The organism is Escherichia sp. MAL-1, from assembly GCF_052948035.1.
Genome location: NZ_CM129609.1, coordinates 2,199,954 through 2,214,592, shown reverse-complemented (window position 1 = coordinate 2,214,592; position 14,639 = coordinate 2,199,954). Strand labels below are relative to the sequence as shown.

The window sequence follows — 14,639 nt, the reverse complement described above, 5'->3', positions numbered from 1 at the left end:
AGGTTCAATCCCTCAATGATGCCTGGAATCGCTCTTTTAATGCCTCTACACATTTGGCGACGGTAGCGGCAATCTCCTCTTCTTCGAGTGTACGGCTGGTATCTTGCAGGATCAGGCTTATGGCGAGGCTCTTATACCCCTCCGCAACACCCTTACCGCGGTACACGTCAAATAAGTTTACGCCAACTACCTGATTTACGCCAACTTTCTTACATTCGGATAAAATATCCGCTGCGGGAACGTTTTCTGCGACCACCACCGCGATGTCACGACGGTTCGCCGGGAAGCGAGAAATCTCGCGCGCCTGAGGCACCACGCGGTCTGCGAGCTTGTTCCACTCCAGTTCGAACACCAGAGTGCGACCGTTAAGATCCAGTTTACGTTCCAGTTCAGGATGAACAACCCCAACAAAACCAATACGTTCACCTTTCAGATAAATCGCTGCGGATTGCCCCGGATGCAGTGCCGGATTCGCTTCTGCACGGAACTCAACCTCATTCAGTTTACCGGTCAGGTCGAGAACGGATTCAAGATCGCCTTTCAAATCATAGAAATCAACGGTCTCTTTTGCCAGGTTCCAGTGCTCTTCGTAACGGTTACCGCAAATCACACCGGCTAACATCAGATCCTGACGAATGCCCAACGGTGCCTGAGTATCTGGTACGAAACGCAGACCGCTTTCGAAAATGCGCACACGGTTCTGCTGACGGTTCTGGTTGTACACCACGGTTGCCAGCAGGCCAGTCCACAGAGAAAGACGCATTGCTGACATTTCAACAGAGATCGGGCTTGGCAGCAGTAAGGCTTCAACGCCTGGATGGATCATCTGCTGCACTTTCGGATCAACGAAGCTGTAGGTGATCACTTCCTGATAGCCTTTGTCGTTGAGCAGCGTTTTCACGCGCTTGAGCGACAGGTCAGCTTCACGGTGAGTACCCATAATCAGGCTTGCCTGTACCGGCTCATCCGGGATGTTGTTGTAGCCGTAAACACGCGCGACTTCTTCAACCAGATCTTCTTCAATCTCCATATCGAAACGCCAGCTCGGCGCAACTGCCTGCCATTCGTCTTTGCCTTCGGTCACTTCGCAGCCGAGACGACGCAGAATGTCAGTTACCTGCTCATCCGCAATATGATGGCCGATCAGGCGATCCAGTTTGCTACGACGTAGAGTGATGGTTGCACGCTTCGGCAGCGTTGCTTCGTTGGTGATATCAATTACCGGGCCAGCCTCACCACCGCAGATGTCGATCAGCAGACGGGTCGCACGTTCCATCGCTTTGTGCTGCAGTGCCGGATCAACGCCACGCTCATAACGGTGAGACGCATCGGTATGCAGGCCATGACGACGAGCACGACCGGTGATAGACAGCGGGCTAAAGAACGCGCATTCCAGCAGCACGTTTTGTGTTTCGTCATTCACGCCAGAGTGTTCGCCACCGAAGATGCCGCCCATCGCCAGCGCCTTGTTGTGGTCGGCGATGACCAGAGTGTCAGCATTCAGCTTCGCTTCAGTACCGTCGAGCAGCACCAGCGTTTCGCCCTCTTTCGCCATCCGCACCACAATGCCGCCTTCAATGCGATCTTTATCGAAAGCGTGCATCGGCTGGCCCAGTTCGAGCAGCACATAGTTGGTGACGTCAACAACTGCATCGATAGAACGGATCCCGCAACGACGCAGTTTTTCTTTCATCCACAGCGGAGTTGGCGCTTTAACGTTAATGCCTTTTACCACACGGCCAAGATAACGCGGGCAGGCTTCCGGCGCTTCGACTGTAATCGGCAGCGTGTCGTCGATGGTCGCACCAACCGGAACGATTTCCGGTTGAACCAGCGGCAGCTGGTTCAGCACGGCAACGTCACGCGCAACACCAATGATGCCTAAGCAGTCGGCACGGTTTGGCGTCACGCTGATTTCGATGGTGTTGTCATCAAGTTTCAGGTATTCACGGATATCGGTGCCAATCGGCGCATCCGCAGGCAGTTCGATAATGCCGCTGTGATCGTCAGAAATGCCCAGTTCAGAGAAGGAGCACAGCATCCCTTCAGACGGTTCGCCACGCAGTTTCGCCGCTTTAATTTTGAAATCACCCGGCAGAACAGCACCAATGGTCGCTACCGCCACACGCAGGCCCTGACGGCAGTTTGGCGCACCGCAGACGATGTCCAGCAGGCGATCGCCGCCGACATTCACTTTTGTCACACGCAGTTTGTCAGCGTTCGGATGCTGCGCACACTCAACCACTTCACCAACGACCACGCCGTGGAAGCTGCCGGCAACCGGTTCTACACCGTCAACTTCCAGGCCCGCCATAGTGATTTGATTTGCCAGCGCATCGCTATCAATCGCCGGGTTCACCCATTCGCGTAACCACAGTTCACTGAATTTCATAATCTATTCCTGCCTTATTTAAACTGTTTGAGGAAACGCAGATCGTTTTCGAAGAATGAACGCAGGTCGGTGACGCCGTAACGCAACATAGTCAGACGCTCCATCCCCATCCCGAAGGCGAAACCAGAGTAAACTTCCGGGTCGATGCCAACGTTACGCAACACGTTCGGATGCACCATCCCGCAGCCCAGCACTTCCAGCCATTTACCGTTTTTACCCATGACGTCCACTTCTGCAGAAGGTTCGGTAAACGGGAAGTAGGAAGGACGGAAGCGAATCTGCAAATCTTCCTCAAAGAAGTTACGCAGGAAGTCGTGCAGCGTGCCTTTCAGGTTGGTAAAGCTGATGTTGGTATCAACAATCAGACCTTCCATCTGATGGAACATCGGCGTGTGAGTCTGGTCGTAGTCGTTACGATAAACACGGCCAGGCGCGATGATACGAATCGGTGGCTGCTGGGCTTTCATGGTGCGGATCTGTACGCCAGAGGTCTGGGTACGCAGCAGGCGGGTAGTGTCAAACCAGAAAGTGTCGTGGTCAGCGCGCGCCGGGTGGTGACCAGGAATGTTCAGAGCATCGAAGTTATGATAATCGTCTTCGATTTCCGGCCCGGTTGCCACGGTAAAGCCAAGCTCACCGAAGAAACTTTCGATACGGTCGATGGTACGGGTAACCGGATGCAGACCGCCGTTTTCAATGCGACGACCTGGCAGAGAGACATCAATCGTTTCCGCCGCCAGACGCGCATTCAGTGCAGCGCTTTCCAGTTCCGCTTTACGCGCATTCAGCGCCTGCTGAACCTGCTCTTTCGCTTCGTTGATAACCGCACCAGCTGCCGGACGCTCTTCTGGCGGCAGCTCACGCAGGGTCGTCATCTGAAGGGTTAAGTGCCCTTTTTTACCCAAATATTCGACGCGCACATTATCTAACGCGGCAACATCTGACGCCTGGCTAATGGCCGCCTTCGCACTGGCAACCAGTTCTGCGAGATGTGACATGGTTTTCCTCATTGTGTCAGTGGTGACACTGGTTCGTTGGACTTAGAGCCTATCCCATCAGGCTATTTTACTTGCCATTTTGGTCCCGGGCTGTGCTCGAAATTCTCACGTACTTAAATACGCTCCGGTTTCTCCGCGCTGGCCGTGTCCAGTCTGGCTGCGACAATTACACCTGATGAGACAGGCTTTTTATTTTTCAAAACGCGCATACAAAAAAAGCCTCCACTGGGAGGCTTTCAGGCGCTGTTTTCCGTTTCTCTTCTCACGCGCTAGCCTCCTGGATTCAGGTGCTAAAGTAAAAAAAGAAGCGGAAAATAGCAGCATTCATTGCTTGCGTTACCTTTTGGTACTCTTCAAAAGACCTTTATTGAAAAGGCTACGGCGATAAAAGTCAATGTTTTGATGGCGTTGAAACGAAAAGAGGGAGACTAGCTCCCTCTTTCAACTGGCTTATGCCAGAGCTGCTTTCGCTTTTTCAACCAGAGCGGTGAACGCTACTTTGTCGAATACTGCGATATCAGCCAGGATCTTACGGTCGATTTCAACAGAGGCTTTTTTCAGGCCATTGATGAATTTGCTGTAAGAAATACCGTTCTGACGTGCTGCTGCGTTGATACGCGCAATCCACAGTTGACGGAACTGACGCTTACGTTGACGACGGTCACGGTAAGCATACTGACCAGCTTTGATAACAGCCTGGAAGGCAACGCGGTATACGCGAGAACGCGCACCGTAGTAGCCTTTAGCTTGTTTCAAAATTTTCTTGTGACGTGCGCGTGCAATAACACCACGTTTTACGCGAGCCATATGTGCTCTCCTGTATCTATATTCTAATTAAAAAGTTAAAAACGTTAACGGCTTATGCGTACGGCAGGCACGCGATTACCAGGCCCAGATCGCCTTTGGAAACCATGGCTTTCGGACGCAGGTGACGTTTACGTTTGGTCGCTTTTTTGGTCAGAATGTGACGCAGGTTAGCGTGCTTGTGCTTAAAACCACCTTTACCGGTTTTTTTGAAGCGCTTAGCAGCACCGCGTACGGTCTTAATTTTTGGCATTTTAATAACTTCCACTTCGCATTGTTAATAAACGAAACAAAGGCGAACAAAGCCTGTGAAGCCCGAAGGCTCCACAGACAGTGCTACTTGAAGGCCTTACTGTTTCTTCTTAGGAGCGAGCACCATGATCATCTGGCGGCCTTCGATCTTCGTTGGGAAGGATTCGACCACTGCCAGTTCTTGCAAATCGTCTTTCACGCGATTAAGCACTTCCATACCGATTTGCTGGTGCGCCATCTCACGACCGCGGAAACGCAGCGTGATTTTGGCTTTATCACCCTCTTCGAGAAAGCGAATCAGGCTGCGGAGTTTTACCTGATAGTCGCCTTCATCTGTACCAGGACGGAATTTAATTTCCTTAACCTGGATAACTTTTTGCTTTTTCTTCTGTTCCTTAGAAGACTTGCTCTTTTCATAGAGGAATTTGCCGTAATCCATTATACGACAAACCGGCGGCTCGGCGTTAGGGCTGATCTCGACTAAGTCTACTCCGGCTTCTTCTGCTTTCTCCAGAGCTTCTCTCAGACTCACAATACCAAGCTGCTCGCCTTCCAGACCTGTTAAGCGAACTTCCTGGGCGCGAATTTCGCCATTGATACGGTTAGGGCGCGCCGTTTGAACTCGTTTTCCGCCTTTAATACCTTATTCCTCCAATTGTTTAAGACTGCGGCTGCGAATCTCTTGTTGCAGCTTCTCGATCACTTCATTTACGTCCATGCTTCCCAGGTCTTTACCACGGCGGGTGCGAACGGCAACTTTGCCAGATTCCACCTCTTTATCACCACAGACCAGCATATATGGGACGCGACGCAAAGTGTGCTCGCGGATTTTAAAGCCAATCTTCTCATTTCTCAAGTCTGCTTTAACACGAATGCCCGCATTTGATAGTTTTTGCGTCAATTCGTTAACGTAATCAGACTGTGAATCGGTAATATTCATGATAACAACCTGAACCGGCGCAAGCCAGGTCGGGAAGAAACCAGCGAATTCTTCGGTCAGGATACCGATGAAACGTTCCATCGACCCAAGAATTGCGCGGTGAATCATTACCGGTACCTTACGCTCGTTGTCTTCGCCCACATAGGAGGCGCTCAGACGAGACGGCAAGGAGAAGTCCAGCTGTACTGTACCGCACTGCCATGCACGATCGAGGCAGTCATACAGGGTAAATTCAATTTTCGGACCGTAGAAAGCGCCTTCACCCAGTTGATATTCAAACGGGATGTTGTTTTCTTCCAGCGCAACCGCCAGGTCCGCCTCAGCACGATCCCACATTTCGTCGCTGCCAATACGTTTTTCAGGACGAGTGGAGAGTTTGACGACGATCTTCTCGAAGCCAAAAGTGCTGTACATATCATAGACTAAACGGATACATCCGTTAACTTCATCGCGAATTTGTTCTTCAGTACAGAAGATATGCGCGTCATCCTGGGTAAATCCACGCACGCGCATCAGGCCATGCAGCGAACCTGACGGCTCGTTACGGTGGCAGCTACCAAACTCGGCCATACGCAGCGGCAGATCGCGATAAGACTTCAGCCCCTGGTTAAAAATTTGTACGTGACCCGGGCAGTTCATCGGCTTAATGCAGTATTCACGGTTCTCAGAAGACGTGGTGAACATTGCATCTTTGTAGTTGTCCCAGTGACCGGTTTTTTCCCACAGGACACGGTCCATCATGAACGGACCTTTAACTTCCTGATACTGGTACTCTTTCAGTTTAGAACGAACAAACACTTCCAGTTCACGGAAGATGGTCCAGCCGTCGTTGTGCCAGAATACCATACCCGGCGCTTCTTCCTGCATATGGTACAGGTCGAGCTGTTTACCGATTTTACGGTGGTCGCGTTTCGCGGCTTCTTCCAGGCGCTGCAGGTAAGCGTTAAGTGCTTTTTTGTCTGCCCACGCCGTACCGTAAATACGTTGCAACATTTTGTTGTTGCTGTCGCCACGCCAGTAAGCCCCTGCCGTTTTCATTAGTTTGAAATGATGGCAGAAACGCATGTTCGGTACGTGCGGACCGCGGCACATATCGACATATTCTTCATGGAAGTACAGACCTGGCTTGTCATCATGGGCGATGTTTTCGTCAAGAATGGAGACTTTGTAGCTCTCCCCACGGTTGGCGAAAGTTTCACGCGCTTCGTGCCAGCTGACTTTCTTCTTAATGACGTCGTAGTTTTTCTCAGCAAGCTCATGCATCCGCTTCTCGAGTGCTTCGACATCTTCCTGGGTTAACGTGCGGTCAAGATCAACGTCGTAATAAAAACCGTTGTCAATAACCGGGCCGATTGCCATTTTGGTATGCGGCCAAAGTTGTTTAATCGCGTGCCCTAACAGGTGCGCACAGGAGTGACGAATGATCTCCAGACCGTCTTCGTCTTTGGCGGTAATGATGGACAGTTGTGCGTCGTTTTCAATCAGATCGCAAGCATCAACCAGTTCGCCATTAACGCGCCCTGCGATACAGGCTTTCGCCAGACCTGGACCAATGTCCAGCGCAACATCCATGGGGCTTACAGCGTGGTCGTAATGGCGTTGGCTGCCATCAGGAAGAGTTATAACAGGCATTTTATATCCTTATTTGCAGTGGTGACCCACACGAAAGATCACATACAAAGAAAAATTTGTTTATTAACAGTTCATTGCGAAACCATCTAGCCAACAAATGCTAAATTGGTTCGCAATCAGGTACACAAATGAAAGACATTAACCTCTCACCTTCCACCCGGTTGAGCGATGTTAACACTAAAAAAAGGGAGATTGTACCTTTCCGTTTCACATTGATTCGATTCGCAATTCGTTTGTAGTGAGTACACCAGCAAAACGCTTAAAGAACAACTGATAACATCACGGTGCGTCTGAAAGGTTTACTGCGAGCGGATTTACAGCAGCATAAACTGAATCCAGCAAAGTTCGTTGCGTGATTTGGCGGTAGTATTTTAAACGCTCATGAGATTAATGACGAAGTGGTCATATCACAATGATAAAAGTGACACAATTCTTATAACAATTTTTCGTGCACATTTCGTTCTGGCGATAATAATTAATCATCATCCTCAAAACCTCCAGATATATATAAGGCGAACAGATTATGAGTCAAAACGATATCATTATCAGAACTCATTATAAGTCTCCTCATAGCTTGCACATCGATAGCGACATACCAACACCTTCATCAGAGCCTATTAATCAATTTGCGCGCCAGCTCATCACCCTACTTGATACCTCTGACTTAAGTTCGATGCTGTCATACTGTGTTACTCAGGAATTTACCGCAAACTGTCGAAAAATATCACAAAATTGTTATTCCACTGCCCTTTTTACCATTAACTTTGCCACTTCACCCATCCATGCAGAAAATATACTCATTACATTACACTATAAAAAAGAAATCATTTCCTTATTACTGGAAACCACGCCTATTAAAGCTAACCATTTGCGAAGCATACTGGATTATATTGAACAGGAACAGTTAACTGCTGAAGATCGTAACCATTGTATGAAACTGTCTAAAAAAATCCATAGAGAAAAAAACTATACACCCAACAGTAAATCTCAATGGTAGTGCATGTTTTTTGCAATCTCCTTCTGACGCTATTTTTTGTCGCCATCTGTCATTGCAATACGCCCTTGATTCATTGAGAAATGGAAAAGGCAAAGTCAACCTGATTAAACATTACTCCTCCGTTGAATCCATACAGCAGCATGTCCCCTTAGTCCGGGACGCGGAGTTCAGAGCATTACTTCGCCATCCTCCTGCAGGGAGTCGCGTTATCGCGAGTAAGGATTTTGGCTTCGCTTTAGATATTTTCTTTTGTCGAATGATGGCAAACAATGTCAGTCATATGTCCGCGATTTTATATATAGACAATCATACTTTGTCAGTAAGGCTACGAATAAAGCAGTCAGTGTATGGACAATTAAATTATGTTGTGTCCGTTTACGACCCGAACGATACCAACGTTGCCGTCAGAGACACCCACAGGACAGCACGGGGCTTTCTTTCGCTTGATAAGTTCATCAGTTCAGGTCCCGATGCTCAGACCTGGGCTGATAGATATGTTCGCAACTGTGCAATTGCTATTCTGCCCCTATTACCTGTGGGAGTTCCAGGGGCTATTTTCGCGGGTATTGCATCACGAATGCCATTTGCCCCTATACATCCATCGGCAATGTTGTTAATAATGGCTACAGGCCAGACTCAACAGCTTATTACATTATTCAAACAGTTGCCCATACTCCCTGAAAAAGAAATCATTGAAATAATAACCGCGCAGAATAGCGTTGGTACACCTGCTTTATTTTTGGCTATGATGAACGGACATACTGACAACGTGAAAATATTTATGCAAGAAATTCAGTCACTGGTAGATAATCACATCATTCATGAAGATAATCTGGTTAAATTACTGCAAACTAAAAGTGCTAACGAAACACCTGGACTTTATATCTCCATGTTGTATGGATTCGATGAAATAATCGATATCTTTCTGAATGCATTAACCACTCCAATAGCACAAGAGCTTTTAAACAAAAAACTGGTGATGAGTATTTTAGCCATGAAAATACATGATGGTGAGCCAGGATTATACGCCGCAATGGAAAATAATCACCCTTTGTGTGTCACACGGTTCCTCTCTAAAATTAATGGCATCGCCTTTAAATACAAGTTGAGCAAAGCTAACATCATGGATTTATTAAAAGGAGCTACAGCACAGGGAACCCCTGCATTATACATCGCCATGAGCAAGGGTAATGAAGACGTCGTGTTATCTTATATATCGACGCTGGGTGCTTTTGCAAAAAAAACATTCTTTTAGTCAACATCAGTTATTTACACTATTGACCGCTAAAAATCATGACAACATGTCAGCTGTTCATATAGCCATTCATCATAAGCATTATAAAACTGTAGAAACATATTATGCTGCTATTAATGCAATCAGCCAAAGCCTGAGTTTTAGTGCTGATGAAATAAAGACGTATTTATAACCAGCTATTTACGATATATATCGATACATAATTTTATTTTTTCATAAAACGCAGAAACAGTGAGCAGGTGTACAACGCCACCCGACGGCTGTAATAACAAAAAATCCCTTGATGCCTGTCCCTTTTTTTACACTCCGTTATCACGCACAAGAGATATGCAGGACACTGGTATGCCGACTAAACGCTTTGATAAAAAACACTGGAAGATGGTGGTGGTGCTACTGGCAATCTGTGGCGCTATGTTGTTGCTCCGTTGGGCAGCAATGATTTGGGGCTGAGCAGTGACAAACGAAGACAGCCAGACCGCATAACACGGTCCGGCAGATAATTTTACATGCTGTAACCCAGCGATAAAGTTGTCCGACGATCGGTATGTTCCGGTGCAGACTCTGGAGGTTCAGAGTTCCATGTGACGTTGTAAGCCACCTTCAGTCCAAAATGTTCATTAATAGCAACATTTAATGCGCTTTCGGAGTTCAGCGTTGTGTCTTCCGCGCCAAAGACCGAAACACCCTGCGTAAATTTAGCGTTGTCAGTCAACTGCCATGCATAAGCCCCGGAGGCATAGCCCAGCGGCTGGGTTTCACTGGCATTGTCGGTATATTTGTCGTAACGCACACCTGGACCGAATTCAAAGCGGAAACTGTGTACCGGGCCATTCAAAAACTGACGACCATAACCCGCGGTCAACACATCGCGCTCTCGATAGCCGTTATAACGGTCTGTCAGCCAGCTTGCCTGACCAAATAAATAGTCATAATCAGTTAAATTAAAACGGCTACGCCCGCCCGCCGCATATTTTTCTGAAGAACGCTCATCATTAGAAGAAGTATTACTGGCGTTCCCCCACAGCGACCAGGCAGTGGTTTGTCCATACCAGGTCATGGTGGTGTCAGCCGTAAGTGAGGAGCTTTTCGTATTGCCTGATTGTGCAAGATATCCTGCGTTCAGATTACCTTCGAAAGGTTTTTTAGCGCTGGCAGGATCGTCCATGACAGTAAAAACGGAATCATCGGCAGCTGCATTCAGTGACGCAAACATGCCCCCCGCCAACATAACGATGGCAGGAACTGTCTTCAAAAGCTTCATTTATCAAGAGTCCGTACAACAAAAAAAGAGACCATCGCGGTCCCGGAAACTTTCTTAAGGATCAAAGATTAGCGTCCCTGGAAAGGTAACGAATTATAAAAAGGCGCGAATAACTTAGCAATGTATTCTTATTTCATTTTTTGAATAAGCATGTGGCGAAAACAGATTTTTATTTATATATATTTATCTACAAAATTTTAAATAAAGCTCCAATAAATCATATTGTTAATTTCTTCACTTTCCGCTGATTCGGTGCCAGACTGAAATCAGCCTATAGGAGGAAATGATGGTACGTATCTATACGTTGACACTTGCGCCCTCTCTCGATAGCGCAACAATTACCCCGCAAATTTATCCCGAAGGAAAACTGCGCTGTACCGCACCGGTGTTCGAACCCGGGGGCGGCGGCATCAACGTCGCCCGCGCCATTGCCCATCTTGGAGGCAGTGCCACAGCGATCTTCCCGGCGGGTGGCGCGACCGGCGAACACCTGGTTTCACTGTTGGCGGATGAAAATGTCCCCGTTGCTACTGTAGAAGCCAAAGACTGGACCCGGCAGAATTTACACGTACATGTGGAAGCAAGCGGTGAGCAGTATCGTTTTGTTATGCCAGGCGCGGCATTAAATGAAGATGAGTTTCGCCAGCTTGAAGAGCAAGTTCTGGAAATTGAATCCGGGGCCATCCTGGTCATAAGCGGAAGCCTGCCGCCAGGTGTGAAGCTGGAAAAATTAACCCAACTGATTTCCGCTGCGCAAAAACAAGGGATCCGCTGCATCATCGACAGTTCTGGCGAAGCGTTAAGTGCAGCACTGGCGATTGGTAACATCGAGTTGGTTAAGCCTAACCAAAAAGAACTCAGTACGCTGGTGAATCGCGAACTCACCCAGCCAGACGATGTCCGCAAAGCCGCGCAGGAAATCGTTAATAGCGGCAAGGCCAAACGGGTTGTCGTTTCCCTTGGTCCACAAGGAGCGCTGGGTGTTGATAGTGAAAACTGCATTCAGGTGGTGCCACCACCGGTGAAAAGCCAGAGTACCGTTGGCGCTGGTGACAGCATGGTCGGCGCGATGACACTGAAACTGGCAGAAAATGCCTCTCTTGAAGAGATGGTTCGTTTTGGCGTAGCTGCGGGGAGTGCAGCCACACTCAATCAGGGTACACGTCTGTGCTCCCATGACGATACGCAAAAAATTTACGCTTACCTTTCCCGCTAACAAAAACATTCCCCCAGCATTGGGGGAATCATCACCAACCTGTCGGCAACGCGTTTCTCCGACTATGCTCAAAAGTCATGTGATAACAAAGGGGTGAACTATGGCCAGTGGCGATCTTGTCCGTTATGTCATAACCGTCATGTTGCATGAGGATACATTGACTGAAATTAACGAGTTGAATAATTACCTGACTCGCGACGGTTTTTTGCTCACCATGACGGATGATGAGGGAAATATCCATGAGCTGGGGACTAACACTTTTGGACTTATCAGTACCCAAAGTGAAGAAGAAATTAGAGAACTGGTTTCGGGGCTTACCCAAAGTGCAACCGGCAAAGATCCTGAAATCACCATCACGACCTGGGAGGAATGGAATAGTAACAGAAAATAAATGGTTTTTGGGCAATAATCAGTCTGTGGTGTGCGTTAGCTCGTGTTTTTACACCGCATTCTTGCGCTAACCTTATGATCTGGCAGACAACATGGGAGAGACATCATGTGGCAGGCAATCAGTCGTCTTTTGAGCGAGCAGTTAGGTGAAGGCGAAATCGAACTGCGTAATGAACTGCCTGGCGGAGAAGTCCATGCCGCATGGCATTTGCGCTATACAGGACATGACTTTTTCGTCAAATGTGATGAAAGGGAACTGCTTCCCGGTTTTACCGCCGAAGCCGACCAACTGGAGTTACTGTCGCGTAGTAAAACCGTCACCGTGCCTAAGGTTTGGGCAGTTGGCGCTGACCGTGACTACAGTTTTCTGGTGATGGATTATCTCCCACCTCGTCCGCTGGATGCGCATAGCGCATTTATTCTTGGTCAGCAAATTGCGCGTTTACATCAATGGAGTGACCAACCACAATTTGGCCTCGATTTTGATAACTCGCTCTCCACAACTCCACAGCCCAACACCTGGCAACGTCGCTGGTCAACGTTTTTTGCTGAACAACGGATTGGCTGGCAGTTGGAACTGGCAGCAGAGAAAGGGATCGCTTTCGGCAATATCGACGCCATCGTCGAGCATATTCAGCAGCGTCTGGCCTCGCATCAACCGCAGCCTTCTCTGTTGCACGGCGATTTATGGTCCAGCAACTGTGCGCTGGGTCCGGATGGCCCGTACATTTTCGACCCTGCCTGCTACTGGGGTGACCGAGAGTGCGACCTGGCGATGTTACCGCTGCATACTGAACAGCCGCCACAAATCTATGACGGCTATCAGTCAGTATCCCCGCTACCTGCCGATTTCCTTGAACGTCAACCGGTTTACCAACTCTACACGCTGTTAAATCGTGCAAGATTATTTGGCGGTCAGCATTTGGTTATTGCTCAGCAGTCATTGGATAGATTATTAGCAGCATGATATGGGTTGAGGATAATGGCCGCTCCGTGCGGCCTTTTGATTAAATAAACCCAAGCAGAGAAAAGAATACATAACCTGCAGCAATACAAATAACCGGCAGGATATACAGTGAGAAAAACTGCAGGAAAATAGTATGGTGCGGAACAACAATACGGGACTCAATTTGTTCACGCGTTAGCCCCTCTTCCCCTTTGGCTTTTTCCAGAATGAGTTGATCTTCAACACCTTCCCGCAAGAAGCGCGCCTGGCGACTCATCCGGGCACCGGAATCCTGCAACGCCAGTCCGACAAAAATCAGGATGAAAATCACCCAGAACATAACGTTCACGCCACCATTAAAATTGGGCGTCGGGGAGTTATACCAGAATAGATTCAAAAAAGGCGTATTCGCCTGCATCATATCGATCATGACATGAGTAAAGTCGAGCATGACCGCATTAATGCCTTCCTGGTTTTCCTGTCGGGTATTCATAAATTTCAGCAAAGAAATCAATGTAGAGATCAATGCAGGTATAAAAATCACCCAACCCAAAATCCTTTTCAAAACAGCAATGCGTCCAGCTTGTTGATACGTCATGAGTTCTCCTTGATTAAGACGCGTCGTTTCACTTAGTTTACCTGTAGATATCTGTTTTCGCCCATTCTTTAAAGGCGATATGATAGGCGCTTAATCATAAGCACGGCTTAATACCTTACACATAATGCTCTAAAGGAGAGGTTGTAATGTCAACCCCGCGTCAGATTCTTGCTGCAATTTTTGATATGGATGGATTACTTATCGACTCAGAACCTTTATGGGATCGAGCCGAACTGGATGTGATGGCAAGCCTGGGGGTGGATATCTCCCGTCGTAACGAGCTGCCGGACACCTTAGGTTTACGCATCGATATGGTGGTCGATCTTTGGTACGCCCGGCAACCGTGGAATGGGCCAAGCCGTCAGGAAGTAGTAGAACGGGTTATTGCCCGTGCCATTTCACTGGTTGAAGAGACACGTCCATTATTACCAGGCGTGCGCGAAGCCGTTGCGTTATGCAAAGAACAAGGTTTATTGGTGGGACTGGCCTCCGCGTCACCACTACATATGCTGAAAAAAGTGTTGACCATGTTTGACTTACGCGACAGTTTCGATGCCCTCGCCTCGGCCGAAAAACTGCCTTACAGCAAGCCGCATCCGCAAGTATATCTCGACTGCGCAGCAAAACTGGGCGTTGACCCTCTGACCTGCGTAGCGCTGGAAGATTCGGTAAATGGCATGATCGCCTCTAAAGCAGCCCGCATGCGTTCCATCGTCGTTCCTGCGCCAGAAGCGCAAAATGATCCACGTTTTGTATTAGCAGACGTCAAACTCTCATCGCTGACAGAACTCACCGCAAAAGACCTTCTCGGTTAATGACCAGGGGCAGTGATCTCGCTGCCCCTGGTTCTTTATCTGAAATTGCATTCAACTGACGGATTAATCGTCAATTTAAGAGAAAGAGTTACACCGTCACCACTTCCGTGCACTGTATAAAAATCCTATACTGTACGTATCGA

14 protein-coding genes, 1 pseudogene and 1 other annotated feature are annotated in these 14,639 nt (G+C 48.2%); of the genes and pseudogenes, 6 read left to right on the top strand and 9 right to left on the bottom strand.

The annotated features are described in order from the left end of the window. Positions 1-4 precede the first annotated feature (4 nt). The 7 genes from pheT to thrS all read right to left on the bottom strand — a co-directional run bounded on the left by pheT (position 5) and on the right by thrS (position 7,018). The gene (gene pheT / locus ACU8XX_RS10790; RefSeq protein WP_000672380.1) at positions 5-2,392 is read right to left on the bottom strand and encodes a phenylalanine--tRNA ligase subunit beta; all 2,388 of its coding nucleotides are present in this window, start codon (positions 2,390-2,392) and stop codon (positions 5-7) included. 14 nt (positions 2,393-2,406) lie between these two features. Then, the gene (pheS, locus tag ACU8XX_RS10785; protein ID WP_000018596.1) at positions 2,407-3,390 is read right to left on the bottom strand and encodes a phenylalanine--tRNA ligase subunit alpha; all 984 of its coding nucleotides are present in this window, start codon (positions 3,388-3,390) and stop codon (positions 2,407-2,409) included. A 209-nt stretch (positions 3,391-3,599) separates the two neighbouring features. After that, positions 3,600-3,724: a sequence feature (Phe leader region), on the bottom strand. Continuing rightward, the gene (pheM, locus tag ACU8XX_RS10780; RefSeq protein WP_001386830.1) at positions 3,674-3,718 is read right to left on the bottom strand and encodes a pheST operon leader peptide PheM; all 45 of its coding nucleotides are present in this window, start codon (positions 3,716-3,718) and stop codon (positions 3,674-3,676) included. It overlaps the preceding feature by 45 nt. A 116-nt stretch (positions 3,725-3,840) precedes the next feature. Continuing rightward, entirely contained in the window at positions 3,841-4,197 is a 357-nt protein-coding gene (gene rplT / locus ACU8XX_RS10775) for a 50S ribosomal protein L20 (protein ID WP_000124850.1), read from the bottom strand. A 52-nt stretch (positions 4,198-4,249) separates the two neighbouring features. Continuing rightward, complete coding sequence (gene rpmI / locus ACU8XX_RS10770; RefSeq protein WP_001124225.1) at positions 4,250-4,447, bottom strand: 50S ribosomal protein L35; 198 nt, start codon at positions 4,445-4,447, stop codon at positions 4,250-4,252. 96 nt (positions 4,448-4,543) lie between these two features. Then, positions 4,544-5,086, bottom strand: a complete 543-nt coding sequence (gene infC, locus ACU8XX_RS10765) for a translation initiation factor IF-3 (protein ID WP_001700733.1) — start codon at positions 5,084-5,086, stop codon at positions 4,544-4,546. Between the two features lie 3 nt (positions 5,087-5,089). After that, positions 5,090-7,018 carry a threonine--tRNA ligase gene (gene thrS / locus ACU8XX_RS10760; protein WP_001144190.1) on the bottom strand — a complete coding sequence of 643 codons (1,929 nt, stop codon included), beginning with the start codon at positions 7,016-7,018 and terminating at the stop codon, positions 5,090-5,092. 523 nt (positions 7,019-7,541) lie between these two features. Between thrS and espL1 the strand changes: the two are divergent. Continuing rightward, a pseudogene (gene espL1 / locus ACU8XX_RS10755) lies at positions 7,542-9,442 on the top strand (type III secretion system effector EspL1). A 170-nt stretch (positions 9,443-9,612) separates the two neighbouring features. Continuing rightward, positions 9,613-9,720 (top strand): small membrane protein YniD, encoded by a 108-nt coding sequence (yniD, locus tag ACU8XX_RS10750; RefSeq protein WP_001142445.1) that lies wholly within the window; start codon positions 9,613-9,615, stop codon positions 9,718-9,720. Positions 9,721-9,772: 52 nt separating this feature from the next. Here the strand turns inward: yniD and ACU8XX_RS10745 are convergent, their stop codons facing one another. Beyond that, positions 9,773-10,531 carry a DUF481 domain-containing protein gene (locus ACU8XX_RS10745; protein WP_000771396.1) on the bottom strand — a complete coding sequence of 253 codons (759 nt, stop codon included), beginning with the start codon at positions 10,529-10,531 and terminating at the stop codon, positions 9,773-9,775. A 286-nt stretch (positions 10,532-10,817) separates the two neighbouring features. Between ACU8XX_RS10745 and pfkB the strand changes: the two genes are divergently transcribed. From pfkB to ACU8XX_RS10730, 3 genes are all read left to right on the top strand, one after another. After that, positions 10,818-11,747, top strand: a complete 930-nt coding sequence (gene pfkB, locus ACU8XX_RS10740; protein WP_000251723.1) for a 6-phosphofructokinase II — start codon at positions 10,818-10,820, stop codon at positions 11,745-11,747. Positions 11,748-11,847: 100 nt separating this feature from the next. Next, on the top strand, positions 11,848-12,138 hold the full coding sequence (ghoS, locus tag ACU8XX_RS10735; RefSeq protein ID WP_000146159.1) for a type V toxin-antitoxin system endoribonuclease antitoxin GhoS: 291 nt from the start codon (positions 11,848-11,850) through the stop codon (positions 12,136-12,138). A 105-nt stretch (positions 12,139-12,243) separates the two neighbouring features. After that, on the top strand, positions 12,244-13,104 hold the full coding sequence (locus ACU8XX_RS10730; RefSeq protein ID WP_240765497.1) for a fructosamine kinase family protein: 861 nt from the start codon (positions 12,244-12,246) through the stop codon (positions 13,102-13,104). A gap of 40 nt (positions 13,105-13,144) precedes the next feature. Here the strand turns inward: ACU8XX_RS10730 and ACU8XX_RS10725 are convergent, their stop codons facing one another. After that, entirely contained in the window at positions 13,145-13,681 is a 537-nt protein-coding gene (locus ACU8XX_RS10725) for a YniB family protein (protein WP_000222172.1), read from the bottom strand. A gap of 146 nt (positions 13,682-13,827) precedes the next feature. Here ACU8XX_RS10725 and hxpB point away from each other — a divergent pair, with 146 nt between their 5' ends. Further along, positions 13,828-14,496, top strand: a complete 669-nt coding sequence (gene hxpB, locus ACU8XX_RS10720; protein WP_240765495.1) for a hexitol phosphatase HxpB — start codon at positions 13,828-13,830, stop codon at positions 14,494-14,496. The last annotated feature ends 143 nt before the right edge of the window (positions 14,497-14,639 follow it).